17 protein-coding genes and 1 pseudogene are annotated in these 20,740 nt (G+C 73.7%); 8 read left to right on the top strand and 10 right to left on the bottom strand.

Features of this window, described 5'->3' with window-relative positions; genetic code table 11:
• Complete coding sequence (purS, locus tag QOL16_RS03295) at window positions 1–252, bottom strand: phosphoribosylformylglycinamidine synthase subunit PurS (protein WP_065961388.1); 252 nt, start codon at window positions 250–252, stop codon at window positions 1–3.
• A gap of 147 nt (window positions 253–399) precedes the next feature.
• On the opposite strand from purS, the gene QOL16_RS03300 reads away from it, so the two are divergent.
• Both QOL16_RS03300 and QOL16_RS03305 read left to right on the top strand, forming a co-directional pair.
• Window positions 400–1,008, top strand: a complete 609-nt coding sequence (locus tag QOL16_RS03300) for a PadR family transcriptional regulator (RefSeq protein WP_065961391.1) — start codon at window positions 400–402, stop codon at window positions 1,006–1,008.
• Window positions 1,005–2,663 carry a DHA2 family efflux MFS transporter permease subunit gene (locus QOL16_RS03305; RefSeq protein WP_254780311.1) on the top strand — a complete coding sequence of 553 codons (1,659 nt, stop codon included), beginning with the start codon at window positions 1,005–1,007 and terminating at the stop codon, window positions 2,661–2,663. Before QOL16_RS03300 ends, QOL16_RS03305 begins: the two co-directional genes overlap by 4 nt.
• 667 nt (window positions 2,664–3,330) lie before the next feature.
• On the opposite strand, the gene QOL16_RS03310 is transcribed toward QOL16_RS03305, so the two are convergent.
• Entirely contained in the window at window positions 3,331–4,152 is an 822-nt protein-coding gene (locus QOL16_RS03310) for a cytochrome c oxidase assembly protein (RefSeq protein WP_254780310.1), read from the bottom strand.
• A 153-nt stretch (window positions 4,153–4,305) separates the two neighbouring features.
• Complete coding sequence (locus tag QOL16_RS03315; RefSeq protein WP_071248632.1) at window positions 4,306–5,613, bottom strand: acyltransferase; 1,308 nt, start codon at window positions 5,611–5,613, stop codon at window positions 4,306–4,308.
• 231 nt (window positions 5,614–5,844) lie between these two features.
• On the opposite strand from QOL16_RS03315, the pseudogene QOL16_RS03320 reads away from it, so the two are divergent.
• Both QOL16_RS03320 and QOL16_RS03325 read left to right on the top strand, forming a co-directional pair.
• A pseudogene (locus QOL16_RS03320) lies at window positions 5,845–6,270 on the top strand (Fur family transcriptional regulator); the annotation flags it as partial.
• A gap of 311 nt (window positions 6,271–6,581) precedes the next feature.
• On the top strand, window positions 6,582–8,087 hold the full coding sequence (locus tag QOL16_RS03325; RefSeq protein ID WP_071285165.1) for a catalase: 1,506 nt from the start codon (window positions 6,582–6,584) through the stop codon (window positions 8,085–8,087).
• A gap of 102 nt (window positions 8,088–8,189) precedes the next feature.
• Here the strand turns inward: QOL16_RS03325 and QOL16_RS03330 are convergent, their stop codons facing one another.
• The 3 genes from QOL16_RS03330 to QOL16_RS03340 all read right to left on the bottom strand — a co-directional run bounded on the left by QOL16_RS03330 (window position 8,190) and on the right by QOL16_RS03340 (window position 10,896).
• Window positions 8,190–8,756, bottom strand: a complete 567-nt coding sequence (locus QOL16_RS03330; protein ID WP_305411338.1) for a GNAT family N-acetyltransferase — start codon at window positions 8,754–8,756, stop codon at window positions 8,190–8,192.
• A 413-nt stretch (window positions 8,757–9,169) separates the two neighbouring features.
• Window positions 9,170–10,042: a VOC family protein gene (locus tag QOL16_RS03335; protein ID WP_071284822.1), complete on the bottom strand. Its 873-nt coding sequence runs from the start codon at window positions 10,040–10,042 to the stop codon at window positions 9,170–9,172.
• Between the two features lie 77 nt (window positions 10,043–10,119).
• On the bottom strand, window positions 10,120–10,896 hold the full coding sequence (locus tag QOL16_RS03340; RefSeq protein ID WP_071284823.1) for an SDR family oxidoreductase: 777 nt from the start codon (window positions 10,894–10,896) through the stop codon (window positions 10,120–10,122).
• Between the two features lie 110 nt (window positions 10,897–11,006).
• Between QOL16_RS03340 and QOL16_RS03345 the strand changes: the two genes are divergently transcribed.
• Both QOL16_RS03345 and QOL16_RS03350 read left to right on the top strand, forming a co-directional pair.
• On the top strand, window positions 11,007–11,561 hold the full coding sequence (locus QOL16_RS03345; protein WP_139197548.1) for a hypothetical protein: 555 nt from the start codon (window positions 11,007–11,009) through the stop codon (window positions 11,559–11,561).
• A 169-nt stretch (window positions 11,562–11,730) separates the two neighbouring features.
• Window positions 11,731–13,041 carry a DUF4232 domain-containing protein gene (locus tag QOL16_RS03350; protein WP_071284824.1) on the top strand — a complete coding sequence of 437 codons (1,311 nt, stop codon included), beginning with the start codon at window positions 11,731–11,733 and terminating at the stop codon, window positions 13,039–13,041.
• A 49-nt stretch (window positions 13,042–13,090) separates the two neighbouring features.
• Here the strand turns inward: QOL16_RS03350 and QOL16_RS03355 are convergent, their stop codons facing one another.
• Window positions 13,091–13,426 carry a hypothetical protein gene (locus tag QOL16_RS03355; RefSeq protein WP_065963723.1) on the bottom strand — a complete coding sequence of 112 codons (336 nt, stop codon included), beginning with the start codon at window positions 13,424–13,426 and terminating at the stop codon, window positions 13,091–13,093.
• Between the two features lie 183 nt (window positions 13,427–13,609).
• On the opposite strand from QOL16_RS03355, the gene QOL16_RS03360 reads away from it, so the two are divergent.
• Window positions 13,610–14,953 (top strand): PP2C family protein-serine/threonine phosphatase, encoded by a 1,344-nt coding sequence (locus QOL16_RS03360; protein WP_071284825.1) that lies wholly within the window; start codon window positions 13,610–13,612, stop codon window positions 14,951–14,953.
• Window positions 14,954–15,130: 177 nt separating this feature from the next.
• On the opposite strand, the gene QOL16_RS03365 is transcribed toward QOL16_RS03360, so the two are convergent.
• A complete protein-coding gene (locus QOL16_RS03365) occupies window positions 15,131–16,000 on the bottom strand; it encodes a phosphoribosylaminoimidazolesuccinocarboxamide synthase (RefSeq protein WP_065963718.1) in 870 nt (289 codons plus the stop codon).
• Complete coding sequence (purD, locus tag QOL16_RS03370) at window positions 15,997–17,265, bottom strand: phosphoribosylamine--glycine ligase (protein ID WP_065963715.1); 1,269 nt, start codon at window positions 17,263–17,265, stop codon at window positions 15,997–15,999. Before purD ends, QOL16_RS03365 begins: the two co-directional genes overlap by 4 nt.
• Before the next feature lie 57 nt (window positions 17,266–17,322).
• On the opposite strand from purD, the gene QOL16_RS03375 reads away from it, so the two are divergent.
• Window positions 17,323–17,685, top strand: a complete 363-nt coding sequence (locus tag QOL16_RS03375) for a sterol carrier family protein (protein ID WP_065963736.1) — start codon at window positions 17,323–17,325, stop codon at window positions 17,683–17,685.
• A gap of 318 nt (window positions 17,686–18,003) precedes the next feature.
• Here the strand turns inward: QOL16_RS03375 and QOL16_RS03380 are convergent, their stop codons facing one another.
• Window positions 18,004–20,676 (bottom strand): LuxR family transcriptional regulator, encoded by a 2,673-nt coding sequence (locus tag QOL16_RS03380; protein ID WP_071284826.1) that lies wholly within the window; start codon window positions 20,674–20,676, stop codon window positions 18,004–18,006.
• Window positions 20,677–20,740 lie beyond the last annotated feature (64 nt).

Below are 20,740 nucleotides of genomic sequence, written 5' to 3' on the forward strand. Positions count from 1 at the left end.
TCACGCGTCCGCGACCGTCACGGAGACGACGTCCTCGATCACGGCGTTCGAGAAGACGTCCACCGCGATCGCGCGGACCTCGTCGAGCTTGGCGTCGTCGACGGGGCCGTCGACCGCGATCTCGAAGCGCTTGCCGATGCGGACGGCGGTCAGGTCGGAGTGGCCGAGACGGGCGAGCGCGTTGCCCACCGCCTTGCCCTGGGGGTCGAGGATCTCGGCCTTCGGCATGACCTCGACGACGATGGTTGGCACGTGTTCACTCCAGCGCTTGGGTGGGTTGGGTGGGACCGCTCCAGTCTAGGGTCCGCCCACGCCGCGCCGGAACAGTTGTGGAGAAATGGTCCAAGGCGTATGTTCCAAGTCGAATAGTCGCGTTGGAACACCGGACAGGAGGCACGGATGGCGTCGCTCACACCGCTCGCGTTCGCCGCGCTCGGCCTCCTCGCCGAGGCGCCCATGCACCCCTACGAGATGTTCCAGACGATGCTGCACCGGCACGAGGACCAGAACGTCAAGGTCCGGCCGAGCACGCTCTACCACCAGATCGGTCGGCTCGTGGACCTCGGCTTCGCCGAGGCCCTCGGCACCGGGCGCGAGGGCAACCGCCCCGAGCGCACCACCTACGCGATCACCGACCACGGCCGCGCGGAACTCGAGTCCGGCCTCCGGCGGATGATCGCGGAGCCGGCTGACGAGTACCCCGAGTTCCAGCTCGCGGTCTCCCACGTCGACAACCTGACCGCCACGGACGCGGTGACCGCCCTGCGGGCACGCGCCGACGCACTGCGCGCCCAGCGCGCGGGGTACGACGAAGCCGCCACGGGCCTCCAGGCCAAGCAGCTCGCCGAGCGCTTCTGGCTCGACGTGTCGTACGTGCGTGGCATGCTCACCGCGCAGATCGAGTGGCTGACCGCCACCGCCGACCGCATCGCGGGCGGCGACATCCCGTGGGACGGCCCCGCCGTCCCCGACCACGACCACCAGAAGGACCAGGACCCCGCTCGATGACCGCAACAGCTTCAGCCGACCTCCAGCACGGGAAGAAGCCCTGGCCCGCGCTCTGGGCCCTCGTCGTCGGCTTCTTCATGATCCTCGTCGACTCGACGATCGTCTCGGTCGCGACGCCCACGATCGCGCAGGCGCTCGACGCCGACATCAACTCGGTGATCTGGGTGACCAGCGCCTACCTGCTCGCGTACGCCGTGCCACTGCTCATCACCGGGCGCCTCGGTGACCGCTTCGGACCGAAGGTGCTGTACCAGGGCGGGCTCGTCGTCTTCACGCTCGCCAGCCTCTGGTGCGGGCTCGCCGGGTCGATCGAGGTGCTCATCGTCGCCCGCGTCGTGCAGGGCCTCGGCGCCGCGATGATGACCCCGCAGACGATGGCGGTCATCACGCGCATCTTCCCGCCGCAGAACCGCGGCGCCGCGATGGGCCTGTGGGGCGCCGTCGCCGGTGTCGCCTCGCTCGTCGGGCCGATCGTGGGCGGTCTGCTCGTCGACGGCTTCGGCTGGGAGTGGATCTTCTTCGTCAACGTCCCGGTCGGTGTCGTCGCGTTCGTCCTGGCGCAGCGCTTCGTCCCGTCGTTCGAGCGCCACGGCCACCGGTTCGACTACCTGGGCATCGTGCTGTCGGCGGTGGGCATGTTCCTGCTCGTCTTCGGCATCCAGGAGGGCGAGACCTACGACTGGGGGACCATCACCGGCCCGATCTCGGTCTGGTCGCTGATCGTCACCGGGCTCGTCGTGCTCGTCGCCTTCGTGGTCTGGCAGGGCGTGCAGAAGGGCGAGCCGCTGCTGCCCCTCGGGCTCTTCAAGGACCGCAACTTCACGCTCGCCAACATCGCGATCACCGCGGTCGGCGTCGCGATCTCCTCGTTCGCGCTGCCGATCATGCTCTGGGCGCAGGACGTGCTCCGCTTCTCGCCGACCCAGGCGGCGCTGCTGCTCGTGCCGCAGGCCGTGCTGTCCGCCGCGCTCGCGCCGCTCGTGGGCAAGAACCTCAACAAGTGGAACCCGCGGTGGGTCGGGGCCTTCGGCCTCGCCTGCTTCTCGGGCGGGCTGTTCTGGTTCGCCGGGCTGCTGACCTCCGGTGCCGGCTGGGGCTGGACGCTCCTGCCGAGCGCGCTCCTCGGGCTCGCGAACGCCTGCATGTGGGGACCGCTCTCGGTCTCCGCGACGCGCAACCTGCCGCCGGCGCTGGCCGGTGCCGGTTCGGGCGTGTACAACACCACCCGGCAGATCGGTGCCGTGCTCGGTTCGGCCGGTATCGCGGCCCTGATCGAGGCGCGCATCACGGCGGAGTTCCCGTCCGGTGCCGGCTCGAGCGCCGGTGGCGGGGCCGAGCAGCAGGTCGGGGCACTGCCCGCGTTCCTGCAGCAGCCGTTCGCCACGGCGATGGGGCAGTCGCTCGTGCTGCCGGCCGTGGTGCTCGTCGTCGCGATCATCGCGGCGCTGTTCCTGGCGAAGCCCAAGCAGACCACGCAGTGGCAGGGGACCGGCTCGGTGGCGACGCAGCCCGGGGGCGAGCGGGGCGGCGCTGTCGATGGTGCCCCTGCTGGTGCTCCTGCCGCTGCTGGTGCGCACGCCGCGGCTCCGGCGCCGTCGACCCCGGTCGAGGAGCTGGCAGCGACCGACCACCACGGTCGGCACTCGGAGGCCTGACCCGCGACCCTGCTGACCCCGGCCCCGTGCTGTCCCCGTCGTGGGGCGGTGCGGGGCCGGTGTCGTTCGCGGGGGGTCCGAGCGCGGGTGGTACCGGGGGCCGCGAGCGTCATCGCCGCTGTCGTTCGACGACCGCGATGTCGTTCGACGACCGCGATGTCGTTCGGCGGCGGCGTCGGCGTCGGCGGGGGTGGCGACGGTGACTCGGGAGCGATGTCGCAGGGGGAGTGCGCGCCATCTCCGCTGTCGTTCGACGACCGCGATGTCGCACGCGCCTGGCCGCGCGCTGAGCGGGTGCCGGGTGGTGCCGCGGGCGTCATCTCCGCTGTCGTTCGACGACCGCGATGTCGCACGCGCCTGGCCGCGCGCTGAGCGGGTGCCGGGTGGTGCCGCGAGCGTCATCTCCGCTGTCGTTCGACGACCGCGATGTCGCACGCGCCTGGCCGCGCGCTGAGCGGGTGCCGGGTGGTGCCGCGAGCGTCATCTCCGCTGTCGTTCGACGACCGCGATGTCGTTCGAGCCGGCGCGGATGGCGTCGGTGGCTCGGGAGTCGTGGCCCGGGGCAGAGATGCGTCATCGCCGCTGTCGTTCGACGACCGCGATGTCGTTCGGCGTCCGCCGGGACGCGGTCGCCCGACCCTGCTCCCGCCCGGCAACCCCGCGGCCCCTACCCGCGGCGCTGCAGGTGCTCGCGGGTCAGGGCGTCCATCTCCTCGTCGGACAGGGCGTCGACCGAACGAGCCTCGCGGCGGTCGGTCCGCTGCCACCGGATGAAGAGCATGACCAGGACGGGGACGTCGGCGACCTCGGCGATGAACCAGAGCAGGTCACCCGCCAGGTGCTGGTCGCGCAGGGGAGTGGGGAACCAGGGCTGCCCCACGACCTGCACGAGGGACCCGTCCAGCACGTGGTTCGAGACGCGGAGCACGATGCCCGGGACGGCGTCGAGCAGCAGCTCCACGAACGCGAGCAGGAACTCCACGGTCACGAAGGTCGAGCTCCGCAGCACACCCGGCTCGGACAGCGGCGCGAGCAGGCCGAAGCCCAGGACGGGCACGAGGACGGTGATCGCCACGGCCCACACCGACGACTCGCGGATGGTCGCGGCGAGCGGGGTGAGCAGGACGGCGAAGAGCACGAGTCCCACGACGGGCGCGACGATCGCGTTGCCCGCGACACGGACCGGCCGGGAGTGCATCACCCGGTCGGCAGCCCGTGCGAGTCGCGGGGGCCCGCCGACCCGGAGCAGGGACACCGGCGCGGCCAGGGCGGCGAAGGTCGGCACGGCGAAGAACAGCAGGGCCAGCCGGAGCGTGAACGCCCAGCGGAGGGCCTGGTCGTACCGCCCCACGATCCCGAACTGCAGCACGCCGAACAGGGCGAGGGCCAGGACGAACGACAGGGTCCGCCAGGGGGACCACCGGGCACCGCGGCGGCGGGCGCCGACGAGCCACGACCCGTACGCGACGGCACCGACGAGCAGCAGCACGAGGGCCAGCGGGTCGAGCTGCCACGTGCTCCAGAACTCGGTGGGCTCGGGCGTGGGGTGCCTCCTGGCGGCGTGACGGGTGGTGCCCCGTCATCCTCCGCCCGGGAGGCCCCAGAGTGACCCGCGCCGGGGTCCCCACCGGTGAGGATCGGTTCAGATGCGCTGCACGCCGACCGCCGGCACGGTGCGCCCGAGCAGCCAGACGCCGACCGGGATCGCCACGACGCCGAGCAGTGCTGCGGCGAGCGACAGGTGGAACTGCATCACCACGAACGCCGGGCCGATCGTGCAGAGCGCCGCGACCACGAGTACGGGCCACGCGGGTCGGTCCGCACCCGGGGCCAGTCGGGCCAGCGGTCGGTCGAACCAGCGGAGGGCTCGCGCGACGCCGAGCGCTGCGGCCAGCACGACGACGAGGGCGATCGGCCGCGTCGCCCACCAGGTGCCCGAGCCCGGGTCGGGGAAGGGGACCCCGACGAGCAGGGCGATCCCGGTCAGTGCGATGTACAGCGGCAGGTGCCACAGGTAGATCGTCATGCCGTCGCGACCGAGCACGAAGACCGCCCCCTGTGCCGCACGGGTCCGCATGAGCCGGGTCAGCGGCGCGTGCACGAGCTGCACGAGACACGCCTGCGCGATCGCGAGCAGGGCGAGCGGGAGCATCGGCGGGTTGAGGTCCTGCAGCAAGTCCGGCGCCCAGAGCCCGACCGACGTGAGCGGGACGAGCGCGACGTACCCGGCGACCGCGACCACGGCGAGGCCGACGCGCGACCGCCGGGCGAACCAGCCGTCGGCCCAGAGGAAGCCGAGCTGCTGCGCGAACAGCCACACCGGCCCGAGGTTGAGGAGTCCCACCTCGGCGACCCCGGTCGCGAAGCGGAGCCCGTCGACCGCGACGGCGAGCCCGAGGAGCCCGGCGAGTGTCCACCACGGCGCCCGCTCGTGCAGGCGGACCATGACGGGGATGCAGCACTGGGTGATGCCGTACGCGGCGAGGAACCACAGCGGCGAACCGATCCCGAACGCGACCTCGGCGAGCAGGTCGCCCGGTGTGCCGAGCAGCGTCGCGATGCCGAGCCCGAGCGTGAGGAAGACGAACAGGGGGACCGCGGGACGGTAGAGCCGCACGAGCCGTGTGGCGAGGAAGTCCCGGGCGCCACCGCCACGGGCGACGGTGCTGCGCCACCCGGTGATGCTCGCGAAGCCCCCGACGACGAAGAACAGCGGCATGACCTGGCCCACCCACGTGGCCCCGACGTACCAGGACGCCTCCTGCAGGGGGCTCGTCACGGCGACCCCCTCGGGCCCGACGGCGACGCCGACCATCGTGATGTGCACGACGACGACGAGGACGACGCAGGCCGTCCTGATGAGGTCGACGACCAGGTCCCGCTGCGCGATGATCCCCCGGACGTCCTGAGCGCTCGTCGCCGGTGCCGGCAGACCCTGCTTCGTGGACATGAGGGGGACGGTACCGGCCGATCGGCGACTCCCACCGCCGTCCCAGGCGATCGCGTCCGGACCGTTACACATCGCATGCCGGTGTCGGCATGCGTCGCCGAGTGGCGCGTCCGCCAGCGAATGGAGCGGGTCGCGGGCGACCGGCCGACACGCGGGTCGATTCGCTCCCCTCCGACCTCGGTCCGCTAGGGTTACGGTTGTCTTGATCGATGCAAGGAAAGCGGAGGTGTCATGAGCGAGCACGACGACGCGGGCGTCCTCCGTGGTGTGGGTCTCCGTGTGACCGCACCGCGCCTGGCGGTCCTGCGCACGGTCGGGACCATGCCGCACGCCACCGCGGACGACGTCCTCACCGCGGTGTCCGCCGAGCTCCCGACGACGAGCCACCAGGCGGTGTACGGGGTCCTCAACGCCCTGACCGGCGCGGGGCTCGTGCGACGGATCGAACCGGCGGGCAGTCCCGCGCGCTTCGAACGGCGCACCGGCGACAACCACCACCACGTCGTCTGCACCCTGTGCGGTGCGGTGCAGGACGTCGACTGCGCCGTGGGACACGCCCCGTGCCTGACGCCCTCCGAGACGCACGGCTTCGCCGTGACGACGGCCGAGGTCACCTACTGGGGCATCTGCGAGGCCTGCGCCGCCGCCGAGCGCGACGGAACCGACGAGCACGACACAGACCAGGACGACACCGGCCGGCAACAGCCGGCCCCGGCCGACCAGCGGCCGACGCACCCGGCCGACCACCAGCACCCCGACCGCGGCCCCGCCGCCCGACCCGACCCCGCGCCCGCCGCAGGCTGACCGCCGGACCGCACCCGGGCCTCCCGGCTGCACCGATCCGCAGGAACCGACCAGCGCGTACCCAGGCCGCACCCCGCTGCACCCGCTACCCACGGAGGCAGCGTGCGGTACTCCACAGACCAACCCGAGCACCCCTGACCGAACCAACCCTCCGAGGAGGAACCGTGTCCGACCAGAACACGCCCACCACCACCACCAACAGCGGGGCTCCCGTCTCGAGCGACCAGCACTCGATGGGTGTCGGGGCCGACGGCCCCCTCGCCCTCCACGACCACTACCTGGTCGAGAAGCTCGCGCAGTTCAACCGCGAGCGCGTCCCGGAGCGCGTCGTCCACGCCAAGGGTGGCGGTGCCTTCGGCACCTTCACCGTCACGCAGGACGTCAGCAAGTACACCCGTGCCGCGTTCCTGCAGCCGGGCCAGACCACCGAGATGCTCGCCCGCTTCTCGTCCGTCGCCGGCGAGCAGGGCTCCCCGGACACCTGGCGCGACCCCCGCGGCTTCGCGCTGAAGTTCTACACGAGCGAGGGCAACTACGACCTCGTCGGCAACAACACCCCGGTGTTCTTCATCCGTGACGGCATCAAGTTCCCCGACTTCATCCGCTCGCAGAAGCGCCTGCCGGGTTCGCACCTGCGCGACCACGACATGCAGTGGGACTTCTGGACCCTGTCGCCGGAGTCGGCGCACCAGGTGACGTGGCTCATGGGCGACCGCGGTCTGCCGGCGAGCTGGCGCGAGATGGACGGCTTCGGCTCGCACACCTACCAGTGGATCAACGCCGAGGGCGAGCGCTTCTGGGTGAAGTACCACTTCCTCACGGAGCAGGGCCACAAGACCCTGACGCAGGAGGACGCCGACCGCATCGCCGGTGAGGACGCCGACTTCCACATCCGCGACCTCCACGCCGCGATCGAACGCCAGGACTTCCCGCGCTGGACCCTCAAGGTGCAGGTCATGCCGTACGCGGACGCTGAGAGCTACCGCTTCAACCCGTTCGACCTGACGAAGGTGTGGCCGCACGCGGACTACCCGCTCATCGAGGTCGGCACGATGGAGCTCAACCGCAACCCGGAGAACTACTTCGCGCAGATCGAGCAGGCGACCTTCGCCCCGTCGAACTTCGTGCCCGGCATCGCGGCGAGCCCGGACAAGATGCTCCTCGCGCGCATCTTCAGCTACGCGGACGCCCACCGCTACCGCGTGGGCACGAACCACGCGCAGCTGCCGGTGAACGCGCCGAAGAACGAGGTGCACTCGTACTCGAAGGACGGTGCGATGCGCTTCGACTTCCAGAAGTCCGAGGTCCCGGTGTACGCACCGAACTCGCTCGGTGGCGCGCACGCTGCCGAGGGTGCCTCGGACGAGGCGCCGGGCTGGGAGTCCGACGGCGCGCTGCAGCGCTCCGCCGCGACGCTCCACCCCGAGGACGACGACTTCGGCCAGGCGGGGACGCTCTACCGCGAGGTCCTCGACGACGCCGCCCGTGAGCGCCTGGTCGGCAACATCGCCGGGCACGTCTCGAAGGTGACGCGCGACGACCTGCGCGAGCGGGTGTTCGCCTACTGGACGAACGTGGACCCGGACCTCGGCGCGCGCGTGCGCGCGGCCGTGGTGCCGAGCGCCCCGGGCTCGAACGAGCAGCCGGAGCAGGTCGCGGTCGAGGCGTAGTCAGCCACACGACGGACGGGAGGCGCGGTGCCGGCTGGCACCGCGCCTCCCGTCCGTCGTCCCGCCGGGTCCAGAGCGACGCGGGTCGGCCCCGTCCTCGAGCTAGACCTGCTGTCCGTTCAGCAGGATCTCGCCGATCGGCCAGTCCTCGAGCCGCGCGGCGACGGGGCGGATCATCCACCCGCCCTGCTCGGTCTCGGTGACGCCCACCCCGTCGGCCGTGAAGGCCGAGAACGTCCCGACGGCACCCTCGACCTCGTGCCAGCCCATGTGCGCGTAGAAGGGGATGCGGTCCTCGCCGGCGCCGAGGAGCCCGAACGGGACCCGGAGGCCATCGAGCACGGCGTGCGCGCGGTCGAGCAGTTCGCGGCCGACCCCGGTTCCCTGCAGGCCGGGCGCGACGGCGACGATGCCGGTGTCGCCGACCAGGACGTCCTCGCCGCCGACCGTGACGAACATGCGGCGGATCCCGAGGTGGGCGAGCACGACCCCGTCCGCGTCCCGGCCGACGACCCGTCGCTCGGGCTGCATGCCGGCGTAGTCCCGGCCGCCCACGTACCAGTGCGACCAGTCGGGGAACGCCTGCCCCAGCATCGCCGCGATCGCCTCGTGGTCGGGGAGCGACAGTGCGCTCTCCTCGACCACCTCCCACCGGATGTCGTCAGTCACGCGCCCATCCTGCCGGGTGCGGCTGCGCGGCGCCGGGGCCACAGCCCGTTCTGCCCGGCGGTTCCCGGCCCCGTCGTCTCCCGCGTGGGCCCCTCGCGAAAGCGACAGATCGCCGCCGACAGTCGGGCGGGATCTGTCGCTTTTGCGGGAGCCTCGGGGGCTGGGCGGCGGGATCTGTCGCTTTCGCATGACAGTCGCCCGCCCGACACCTGCACGCCCGGCAGCCGCCCGCCCGACACCCGTCCGCCGGACACCCGCCCGCCCGACACCCGCCCGCCCGACACCCGTCCGCCCGACACCCGCCCGCCCGACACCTGCCCGCCCGACACCTGCCCCCCCCGACAGCCGCCCGCCCGACACCCGCCCGCCCGACACCCGGCCGCCCGACTCCCCGGCCCCCGAACCCCGCCCGCTCAGCCCCGGCCGGGCGCGGTCACCTCGATGCGGTTCGCCCACGGGTCCTCGAACGCCACGGTCCGCCCGTCGTCCGCGGTCTGCACCCCGCCCTCGTGCATCCGGGCCACGAGGGCGCCGAGGTCATCCGCCCCGGGCACCTGGATCCGGACGAGCCCGAGCCCGAGTGCCTGCTGTCGCCGTCCGGCCCCGCGGGAGTTCCACGTGTTCATCGCCATGTGGTGGTGGTAGCCGCCCGCGCTGACGAACAGCGCCTGGTCGCCCATCGCCGCGGTCGTCGCGAAGCCCAACCGGTCGACGTAGAACGCCTTCGCGGTGGCGACGTCCCCGACGGACAGGTGCACGTGCCCGACCCGACCGGGGCGGGCGGCCGCGGACTCGAGCGCAACCGAGGTCAGGTGCTCCTGCACGAACGCGTTCGGGTCGACGTAGATCGTGTCCATCTCGACCATGCCGTGCGTCCACGACCACTCGGTCCGGTCCCGGTCCCAGTACAGCTCGACGCCGTTGCCCTCGGGGTCCTGGAAGTAGAAGGCGTTGCTCACCAGGTGGTCGGCGCTGCCCGTGAAGGTCTGCGGGTACTTCGTCGCGACCGAGTACAGCGCGGCGGCGAGGTCGGCCCGGGTGTCGAACAGGATCGCGGTGTGGAACAGGCCGGCCTCGTGCGGGGCCGCGTGGCGCATGGCCGGCGCGTGCTCGAGGACCACGATCGGCGTCGTGCCGCGGCCGAGCACCGCGACGCCGCCGTCCTCGGTCAGGACGCGCAGCCCGACACCGTCGCGGTAGTACGCGACCATCGTGTCGAGGTCGGCGACCCGGAGCGTCACGGCGCCCATCCCGGTGTCCGCGGCGAGGAGGTCCTGCGTGTGCATGACCCCAGTGTGCGCCGATTTGGTTGACGCGTCAACCAAATTGTCGCGGTCCGGACCCGACCACCGCGGCCCCGCACCTACCGCGCGCTGAACCCGCCGTCCGTCTTGAGCAGCTGCCCGTTCACCCAGCCGCCCTCGGGCCCGAGCAGGAAGCTGATCAGCGCCGCCGTGTCGCCCGGCGTCGAGGGACGTCCGAGCGGCGTCTGCGCGACCACCGCCTCGCGGATCTCGTCGGTGATCCACCCCGTGTCGTTCGGCCCCGGGTTCACGGCGTTCGCGCTGACGTGCACGTCACCGAGCTCCTGCGCGGCACCGACCATCAGCCGGTCGAGCGCGCCCTTGCTCGTGCCGTACGGCAGGTTGTAGCCGACGTGGTCGCTCGTCAGCGCCACCACGCGCCGCCGGTCGACCGGTGCGTCGGCACCCTCGCGCAACCGGCGCGCGTACGCCTGCACGATGAGGAACGGTGCCCGCACGTTCACGGCCAGGTGCCGGTCGAACGACTCGACCGTGGTCGACGCGTAGTCGGACTCCGTGCACTCGCAGTGCGACATGACGACGGCGGTCACGGGTGCGCCCGCCTCCGCCTCGGTGCGGTCCACGAGCGCGGCCGCCTGTTCCGGGTCGGCCAGGTCGACCGGGAGGCGCGTCACGCGTGCCCCGGCACGCTCGGCCTCCGCGACGACCGCGTCCACCCCGTCGGGGTCGGCCCCGCCGTGCACGCGTGCGTCGTACGGACCCCACCAGGACAGGGCGAGGTCCCAGCCGTCGGACGCGAGTCGCGTCGCGATCGCGGCGCCGATGCCGGCGCGACGGCCGACCCCGGTCACCAGGGCGAGTGGTCGCTGGGACATGTGTCGTGCCTCCCGTCTGGTCGGCGCGACCGTGCGCCGACCCACCCAGCCTGGCACCGCACCCGGCGTCCCGACGGCGCACGGCGCCGCGTGGCGGGCAGGATGGGGACGTGCCCCGACCCAGCCGCCGCCCGTCCGACCCCGCTCGTCGCCGAGGGCCGGACCCCGCGACGTTCCCGGTGGAGCGGCTGCGCGACCGGATGTCGTCCTACATCTACGGCAACATCACGGTGCTCGCCGTCGCGATCGCGGCCTCGCCGGAGCAGATCGAGCACGGCGCCGCGGTGCTCACGGTCCTCGCGACCGCGGTGCTGACCTACCTGGCGCACGTGCTGTCCCACGTCGTCGCGCACGCGATCGGGGACACCGGCGACGACGAGGAGCACCGCGAGACCGTGGGGGCGATCCTGCGCGACGCGAACCCGATCGCGACCTCGGGGCTCATCCCGGCCGTCCTCTACGCCGCCGCGTGGGCGGGGTGGCTGCCGGCGCAGTGGGCGCAGACCGCGGCGATCGTGATCCTCGTCGTCCGCATCGGGCTCGTCGGCGTGTTCCTGCAGCGCTTCAGCGGTCGGCGGCCGTCGTTCCTCGGGCTCTGGGGCGGCATCGTGCTCGCGGCGGTCGCGTTCGCGATCGGCGCGGTGAAGGTGCTGCTGACGCACTGATCTGCTGACGCACAGATCGGCTGACGCGCTGACCCGCTGACCCGCTGACGCGCTGACCCGCTGACGCGCTGACGGCGTGCCCGGCGGCCACCCTCGCTGCTGCTGCTGCGGCGGACGGGCACCCGGCGCACCTGTGCGAGGATCGTCCGGCGATCGGGAGGGGACGCACGTGGACGCACGCAACGACGGTGGCGACGCCGGGACAGCACCGGGGGACCAGGCAGCACCGGGGGACGAGACCGCGCCGGGGGACGGCCGCCCCGGACGTCGGCGCAGCCCGGGCACCGCCTCCGGTCGCACGGCCCTCGTCGCAGTCCCCGTGGCGGCAGCCGTCCTGTGGACGCTGAGCGGCGCCCTCGGGGTCGCACTGACCTGGCACAGCCTCCTGCCGAGCAGCGTCACCGCGGTCCTGCCGGCGACCCTGCCGTTCTCGCCGTGGGTCCAGCCGGTCGGGTGGGGCGTCGCCGAGACCGTGCTGGCGGCGCTGGTCCTGGCCGTCGTGGTCCGGCTCGTGCTGCCCCTGGCCGACCGCTCGACCGACCGGACCGCACGGTTCGTCGTCGCCTGGTTCGCGGTCGTGGTCGCCGCCGCGGTCGCGGGCCTCACCGTCGACCTCGCGACGATCGTCGGCAACCTGCCGGCACCCCGACTCCGCATGGTCGCCGACGGACTCGGCACCCAGGCCGCGACCGGGGCGTGGTGGGGCCTCGTGCAGGGGTGGCTGCCGGCGCTGCTCGTCCGGCGCGCCGTCGCACCCGCGGGGTCGGGCGCCGCCGAGTCGGGCACCGGAGCACGGTCGTCCCGTGCCGCGGGTGCCGGGCGACCGCGTCGCCGCTCCGCGCGCCTCGGCACCGTCCTCGTCGCGGTCGTGGCCGCGGCTGCTGTGGTGGGCTCGGGCACGGCCGGGCTGCGGGCTGCACGGGTCGCCTCGGTGCAGGACGCCGCGCGTGCCGAGGGCGCCGACCCGGCGGACGGCGCCCTGCCCGACCCGTACGCGGAGGGCACCCCCGTCCCGACCGCAGCGCCCGGCTCCGACACCGAGCGCGACCCGTCGTGGTGCACCGAGGACCAGGCGATGCTCCTGCTCGGCGATCCGGGCGCGGGACTCGGGCACCGCAGCCAGACGCTCCGGCTGACGAACTCCACCGATGCCCCGTGCGTCGTCGAGGGCTACCCCGACGTGGCGTTCGCCGACCAGAACGGCCACGAGCTCGACGTCACGGTGGAGCACGGGGGCTCGTACCTCGCGGCCGACCCCGGGCCCACGCGGTTCGAACTGCCGGCCGGGGCGTCCGCCGTGACGACGCTCGGCTGGGGTGCCGGGGGCACCTCGGACGCGCTCGTCACCCGCACGCTGTGGGCCGCCTCGTTCCCGGGCGACCGTCGCGGGTCCTGGCCGGTCGACCTCGACGTGGTCGCGCGCACGACCGTGAGCGTGACGGCGTGGTCACTCGAGCCGGCCCAGCCCGCGGCGTCCTGACCGCCCCCGACCGGGCGAGCCGCGACGGCCCGGCGTCAGCAGCGCGCCGTCAGCAGCCCGTCGTCGCCAGCGTGACCGTCGCGACGTCGTCGTTCGACACCGTCGTCTCGACCGGGCACAGGTCGCGCGCACGGACCGTGACCGCGCCGAGCGGCACCCCGGCGAAGTCGGCGGTCCCGCCCGGGAACACCCGCTGGTGCTCGGAGAGCTTGCCGGTCGCCGCGTAGACCTGCACCTCGTAGGGGTGCTGCGCGGCGTCCGCCGACACCGTGACCGTGATCTGCCCGGTCGAGTCGTGTGCCCCGCAGCCCGTGAGCGACAGCCCGGTGAGGGCGACGACCGTCACCGCGAGGACGGGACGGAGGAACGAGGGGCCACGGGACACCCGGCCAGCGTACGCCGCGGGGCGCAGCCCGACGGCCGGGTGCGGGCCCGGACGCGCCCGGTGCCGCCCCGACTCCGACCCCGGACTCCTCCCCGGGTCCAGCCCGCGTTCGGCGGATACCCAGCGCGGGGTCCTCCGGACTGGGGACGAGCACGCCGCCCGCGCCGCGATACCGTTGACGGCATGCACCAGGGGACCTCACCAACCTCCGCCGAACGAACCGGATCAGCCGAACGAACCGGATCAGCCGAACGAACCGGATCGGCCGAACCGGCCGGATCAGCCGAACCCGACAGATCAGCCGGGCCGGCCACGCCGGTCGGCCCAGCCGCGCCGGCCACGCCGACCGCGTCTGCCACGCCGGTCACGCCCGAGGCCGCGCGACGCGCGGCCCTCGTCGCCGCGCTCGACGTCGTCGAGGGCGGCGCCGAGGAGCGCTTCGACCGCATCACCCGGATCGCCCGCGAGGCGTTCGGCGTCTCCGGCTCGTTCCTCAACCTCGCCGGCACCGACGTCCTGACGATCCACTCGCAGCAGAGCGACCAGTTCTTCGGCCCGACGATCCCGCTGCACGACACCTTCTGCGGGCGCACGCTGTCCGAGTCCGGCCCCGTCGTGGTCCCCGACGCCCGGGCCGACGAGCGCTACGCCGACATGCCCATGGTGGTCGACGACCCCAACGTCCGGTTCTACGCCGGTGTCCCGCTCCGCGTCGGCGACGAGGCCGTCAAGGTCGGCACGCTCTGCCTGGTCGACTCGGCACCGCGCACGCTCGACCCCGACGACCTCGCCCTGCTCGAGGAGCTCGGGGTCTGGGCGGAGCGCGAGCTCGCCGCGGGCGCCGACGAGGACCGGCTCCGCGACGTCCTGGCGAACCTGCAGCCGACGCCGATCAGCGTGCCCGGCTACCGCATCGGCGGCATGTCCGTCCCGCACGGCGTGGTCTCCGGCGACCTGCACGACTGGCGCCGGAGCGGGGACGACCTGCACGTCACCGTCGCCGACGTGATGGGGAAGGGCATGTCCGCGGGACTTCTCGCCGCGACGATCCGTGGTGCCCTCCTCGCGCGGCCCGGTGCCGACCCGGAGCACGTGGTCGCCGCCCTCGACGAGCAGGTCGCGCCGGACCTCGGTCGCGCGGGCTCGTTCGCGACGATGTTCCACGCCCGCCTGGCACCCGCGACCGGGCAGCTCGACTTCGTCGACGCCGGCCACGGGCTGGTCCTGCAGATGCGCGCCGACGGTGCCGAGCGGACCCTCCTGTCGAGCGACCTGCCGATCGGCCTGCACCCGTCCGGCTTCGAGCGGACGTCGGGGTCGATCGTGCTCGAGCCCGGTGACGTGCTCGTCGTCGTGAGCGACGGCGCGCTCGAGCTCTGGGACTCGACGCTCGCCGCGCTGTCGCGACTCGGTGCGCTCTGGCGCGAGGAGCCCGACATCGACGCGTTCCTCGCCCGCGTGCGGGCCCGTGCCGTCGAGCACGACCCGGGCGACGACCTGACCGTGGTGGTGCTGGCGCGCGACTGATGCGCACCACGCGCACCACGCGCACCACGCGCACCACGCGCACCACGCGCACCACGCACCACGCGCGCCGCGGCGGACGCTGCGCTGCGCTGCGCCGGGACGGACGGGAGGCCCGTGGCGGGCCCGCCACGGGCCTCCCGTCCGTCCCGACCCGCGCCCTGCGGCGCGGGGTCCGCGTCAGGCGCCCAGGCGCTCGATGAGCTCCCGGTACCGCAGGGCCGTCCGCGTCACGATCTCGTCGGGCAGCACCGGCGGGGTGCCCTGCCGGTCCCAGTGCGCGCTGAGCCAGTCGCGCACGATCTGCTTGTCGAACGAGTCGGTGCGGTTCCCGGAGCGGGCGTCCCAGTAGCGGCTCGAGTCGCTCGTGAGAACCTCGTCGGCGATCCGGACGACCCCGTCGGCGTCGCGGCCGAACTCGAACTTCGTGTCGGCGATGACCACGTCGTGCTCGAGCGCGATCGCCGCGGCCTCGGCGTAGACCCGCAGCGACAGGTCGCGGAGCGTCGCCGCGTCCTCGGCGCCGACGAGCTCGACGGTCTGCTCGTACGAGATGTTCTCGTCGTGCTCGCCCTGCGGCGCCTTGTACGCGGGCGTGTAGATCGGCTCCGGCAGGCGGTCGCCCTCGGACAGGCCCGGGGGGAGTGCGACGCCGCAGACGCTGCCGGACTCGCGGTACTCGGCCCAGCCGCTGCCGACCAGGTACCCGCGGACCACGCACTCGACCGGGAACATGTCGAGCGGCAGCACGTGCATCGACCGCGCGGCGACCTCGGCGGGCACGGGTGTGCCGCCGGCGTCGTCCGGGACGAGGTGGTTCGGGACGTCGGCGAGCAGGTCGAACCAGTGGCGCGCGAGCCGGGTGAGCAGTTCGCCCTTGCCCGGGATCGGGGGTTCGAGCGCGAAGTCGTAGGCGCTCACCCGGTCCGAGGCCACGAGCAGGAGTTCGGTGGCGCTCGCCACGTCCGCGGTGCCCTCCGGGACGTAGAGCTCGCGGACCTTGCCCGAGGAGACGTGCCGCCAACCGGGCAGCCCGGCAGCGGCGGTCACCGGGCGACCTTCGCGGCGATGTCGGTGCGGAACTGCGCGCCCTCGAGCGCGATGTCGCCGATCCCGGCGTAGGCGCGCTCGCGGGCCTCGGCGAACGAGGACCCGGTCGCGACGACGCTGAGCACCCGCCCGCCGGTCGCGACGAGCTCGTCGTCGAGCACCCCGGTGGCGGCGTGCGCGACCGAGACGCCCTCGCGCGCGTTCGCGGCGTCGACACCGGTGATCACGCGACCGGTCACCGGGTTCTCCGGGTAGCCCTCGCTCGCGAGGACGACCGTCACGGCGACGTCGTCGCGGAACGCGGGCTCGGGGGCGTTCGCGAGCTGCCCGGTCGCCGCGGCGGACAAGAGCTCGCTCAGCGGCGTCACGAGGCGGGGGAGGACCACCTGGGTCTCGGGGTCGCCGAAGCGTGCGTTGAACTCGATCACCCGGACGCCCTGCTCGGTGACGATCAGGCCGCAGTACAGCAGGCCGACGAAGGGCGTGCCCTCGTGCTCGAGCCGGCGGACGGTGGGCAGCGCGACCAGGTCGGTGACCTCGTCGACGAACGCCCGCTCGGAGGCCCACCGCTCGGTCAGCCACGGCAGCGGCGAGTACGCGCCCATGCCGCCCGTGTTCGGCCCGGTGTCGCCGTCGCCCAGGCGCTTGTGGTCCTGCGCGGGGCTCAGCGCGCGGACGTCGTGCCCGTCGCTGAGGAAGAACAACGAGACCTCTTCGCCGTCGAGGAACTCCTCGACCACGACGCCGCCGTGCTGCAACCAGTAGGTCGCGTGGTCGACGGCGGCCTGGCGGTCCTCGGTCACGAGGACGCCCTTGCCCGCGGCGAGGCCGTCCGCCTTGACGACGTAGGGTGCGCCGAGCTCGTCGATGGCCGCGACGGCCTCGTCGACGGTGCCGGCGTACACCGGACGCCCGGTCGGCACACCGGCCTCGGCCATGATGCGCTTCGCGAAGGCCTTCGAGCCCTCGAGCTGCGCGGCGGCCTTGCCGGGGCCGAACACCGGGATGCCCCGGGTGCGCAGGGGATCGGCGACGCCCGCGATGAGCGGCGCCTCGGGCCCGACGACGACGAGGTCGACGCCGTTCTCGATCGCGTACTCGGCGACGAGCGCGCCGTTCGTGGGGTCGAGGGACACGGTCTCGACGTCGGCGGCGATGCCGGCGTTGCCGGGGGCCACCGTGATGACGTGTCCGGCCTGCTCGGCGAGGAGGGCCGTCGTGATGGCGTGCTCGCGGGCACCGGAACCGAGGACGAGGATTCGCACCCGATCACCCTACCGATGGCGACACGCCGTCCGCGAAGCGGGGGCTAGCCTGTGGACATGCCACCGCGGAGGATCGAGGACGCCGAGGGGCGCGCGGCGCTCGCCGCCGTGCAGCAGGGCTCGACCGTGCGGAGCGACGTCGCGACCGCCGTCCGCTGGACGTTGCAGCGGCTCGCCGACGACGTCCCCGGCAACAGCGTCGAGGTGCGGGTCCCGCCGTTCGCGGCCGTGCAGGCGGTCCCCGGTCCCCGGCACACCCGCGGGACGCCGCCGAACGTCGTCGAGATGGACGCGACGACCTGGCTCGCCCTGGCGACCGGCGACCTGCGCTGGGCCGACGCGGTCGGGACGGCACGTGTCAGTGCCTCCGGCTCGCGGGCCGACCTGGCGGCGTTCCTGCCGGTGCGCGTCGCGGCCTGAGGCCGCTCGCCCGCCGAGGTCGTTCGCCTGCCTCACGGCTTTAGGTAGGTCCTACCGATGCGCCGCACGTAACCGGTTGCGTAACGTGAGAAGTCGCCGGGATTCGGACCCGACCCGAACGGGTCCGAACCCGGCGACAGGGTCCAAGGTACGCGACGTGTCACACGTGTTGTCAACCGTGGCGGCGCGTCGTGCTGCAATCCGCAACCGATCCGCAGGTTCCGCGCGCCCGTTTGCGTGACGAGGCGTCACGATCCTGGCTCTGCGACAGGTGTCGGCAGCGCCCGGACGTGGGCTCGTGGGCGTCCGGATGTCCGTTCAGCGCGGTCCGAGCATCTCGACGAGCTCCGACCGCCCGTGCAGGTCCCACTTCGAGAACACCCGCGACACGTGGGCGTCGATCGTCCGGACCGACAGGCCGAGCGACTCCGCGATGCGCCGGTTGCTCAGCCCCTGCGCCGCGAGCTGGGCGACCTCGTACTCCCGGTGCGTCAGCGGCGGCTTGAACCGTCCCGCCGAGACCGCCATGCCGTGCGTCGCGAGGGTGGCCTGCGCGGCGACGAGCCGACCCTTGTCGCGGGACCGGACGGCGTCGGCGTACTCGACGATCGCTGCGGCGAGCGGCCCGTCCACCCGTGCGGCGGCGGCGCGCATCCGGGCGAGCGACCCCGTCACGTCGCGCCCGTTCATCATGTCGTTCGTGTAGTGCAACGCCTGCCCGTACATCACGTGCACCCAGGCGCCGGTCGCCGCCGAGCGCTCGATGATGTCGTCCGCGTGCTGCAGTCCCGCCGGGAGCCCGAGCACCGCCTCGGTCCAGGCGATCGACATCGCGACCTGCTCCCCGGTGATGCGCATCGCGCGGAGCGGCGTCGTCCGGGCACGGTCGAGCGCGACGGCGGCCTCGTCGGTGCGTCCGGCGTACGCGAGCGCCATCGCCAGGCGTGCCCACGGGTAGGCCGCGAACCCGCCGTGGTCGGCGACGTCGTACCGCTCGCACGCGGCCGAGAAGGCGGTCACGGCGTCGTCCCACCGCCGGCTGCCGAGCGCCTGGTTGCCGACGCCGATGAGTTCGAGGGTGAAGTCGTACTTCAGGAACGGGCTCGCACGCCGGACGGGGATCTCGGTGAGCATCGTCGCGACGTCACCGCGCCAGACCTGCACCTGGTGCAGGACCGACACGACCTCGCCGACGCTCCACGGCGCCTCCTCGACGTGCTCGACCGCGGTCGCCAGCGCGCGCCGGCCCAGTGCGAGGGCGTCGTCGAGCCGCCCCGCGGTGCCGAGTGCCATCACGGCGCAGGGGGCCACGCACAGGAACGCGACCGGGACCGTGGGCTGCTCGAGGACGCCCGAGCGCTCGACCTCGTCGCGGACGGCCTCGAACCGGCCGCCCCAGCCGAGGTGTGCCAGGCGGAGCAGACGCAGGCGCTCGGCGGTCTCCGGTCCGACGAGCCCGGCCGCGGTCTCGGTCAGCGCGACCGCGGCGAGCACGTCGTCGTCGTGGAACTGGCGGATGTTCGCCAGCGTCTCGCAGGCCTCGACCACCATCGTGTCGCCGACCTCGGCCGGTCGGGTCCGGGCGAGCCGCCACGCGGCCTCGGCGTCCACCCGCCCGGCCTCGCGCCCGGTGCTGTACGAGAACGCGATCGAGCGCAGCACGTGCGCGGTGACCCGCTCCCGGGCGGTCAGGGCGGTGCCGAGCGCGGCCGACGCCAGCGCCGTCGCGCTCTCCTGCTCCTGCAGGCGGACGGCGATCTCTGTCGCGTCGAGCAGCTGCGCCACCGGGGGCAGGATCCCGCAGTCGAGGGCCCACAGTGCCGCGCGGAGCCGGGCGGCGGGCGGTGCCCCCTCGGACTGGTCGGCGCGGAAGGCGTTGGCGCGCGCGAACAGGGCGCTGCGCCGGGCGACCGGGACCAGGGATCGGACGACCTCGCCGACGAGCGGGTGCGAGGGCCTCGCGACCCGCGTGCAGTCCTCGCCGGTCTCGATGGTCACGAGACCGAGCCCCACGACCCGGTCGACGTCGCCGCCGGACACGAGCCGGAGCAGGCGTCCGAGCGGGATCGGGTCGGCGAGCGCGACGATGTCGACCACGTCGCGCAGGTCCTCGGGCAGGGCGCCGAGCTCGGTGCGGTACATGTCCGCCAGGCTCCTCGACGCCGTGACCCGGCCGCGCCAGTACCACCCGGACGCGGTCTGCTCGAGGGCGCCCGACGCGAGGGCGGCGCGGACCACCTCGCGCAGGTAGAGCGGGTTGCCGGCCGTCGCGCGGTGCACGCGTTCCGTCGACGCGGTCTCGAGCTGGGCACCGAGGGCGCTCGCCACGAGGTCGCCGGTCTCCTGCAGGTCGAGCGGCGCGAGGTCGATGCGCTCGAGCAGGTCGTCCTGCCACAGGGCGCGCAGCGGGTCGGACAGTGCCGAGAAGTCCCGGCACGTCAGGACGAGCCGGGCACCCTGGTCGCGGACGAGCCACGCGACGTAGCGCGCGGAGATCGCGTCGAGGTGGTCCGCGTCGTCGACCCGGAGCAGGACGTCGCGGTCCGCCAGGTCGGTCGTCTCGCGGAGCCGCTGTGCCGCCGCGGCGTCGTCCACCAGCTCGGCGAGGGCCTCGGGGAGCTCCCCGAAGCGGTCGGCGACGGCACCGAAGGGCATCGCGCGCCCCGAGGCGACGGCGGTGATCGGGACGACGACGGTGCGGCCGGAGGGGTCGCGACGGGCGACCCGGTCGGTGACCCGGGCGGCGGTCGAGGTCTTGCCGAGGCCGGGGGCGCCGACCAGTGCGACGCTCCAGCGGTGCTCCGCCACGACCGACACCGCACGGTCCTCCTCGCGGCGCTGCACGATCGGCCACGGCACGCGCGCGGGGATCCCCGGGCGCCGGGCGTCGTCAGCGGTCCGTCCGTGCACCGGTCGCCTCCCCTCGTGGTCGCTCGTCGTGTCGCTCGTCGTCGGTGTCCGGGACACCGGACCGACCCGGCCGTCGGACATCGTCCTCGACGGCACGGTCCCCTCCCGACCCGGTGCGTTCCGCGGATACCGACGGGTAGCGACC

The sequence above is a fragment of the Curtobacterium sp. MCBA15_004 genome (genome assembly GCF_001865055.2).
Classification (GTDB): Bacteria; Actinomycetota; Actinomycetes; order Actinomycetales; family Microbacteriaceae; genus Curtobacterium.

Coding starts and splice junctions, on each gene's coding strand:
- QOL16_RS03300 (WP_065961391.1), top strand. CDS start 400: ATGGCGTCGCTCACACCGCTCGCGTTCGCCGCGCTCGGCCTCCTCGCC.
- QOL16_RS03305 (WP_254780311.1), top strand. CDS start 1,005: ATGACCGCAACAGCTTCAGCCGACCTCCAGCACGGGAAGAAGCCCTGG.
- QOL16_RS03315 (WP_071248632.1), bottom strand. CDS start 5,613: ATGTCCACGAAGCAGGGTCTGCCGGCACCGGCGACGAGCGCTCAGGAC.
- QOL16_RS03335 (WP_071284822.1), bottom strand. CDS start 10,042: ATGCACACGCAGGACCTCCTCGCCGCGGACACCGGGATGGGCGCCGTG.
- QOL16_RS03340 (WP_071284823.1), bottom strand. CDS start 10,896: ATGTCCCAGCGACCACTCGCCCTGGTGACCGGGGTCGGCCGTCGCGCC.
- QOL16_RS03360 (WP_071284825.1), top strand. CDS start 13,610: ATGCACCAGGGGACCTCACCAACCTCCGCCGAACGAACCGGATCAGCC.
- QOL16_RS03375 (WP_065963736.1), top strand. CDS start 17,323: ATGCCACCGCGGAGGATCGAGGACGCCGAGGGGCGCGCGGCGCTCGCC.
- QOL16_RS03380 (WP_071284826.1), bottom strand. CDS start 20,676: ATGTCCGACGGCCGGGTCGGTCCGGTGTCCCGGACACCGACGACGAGC.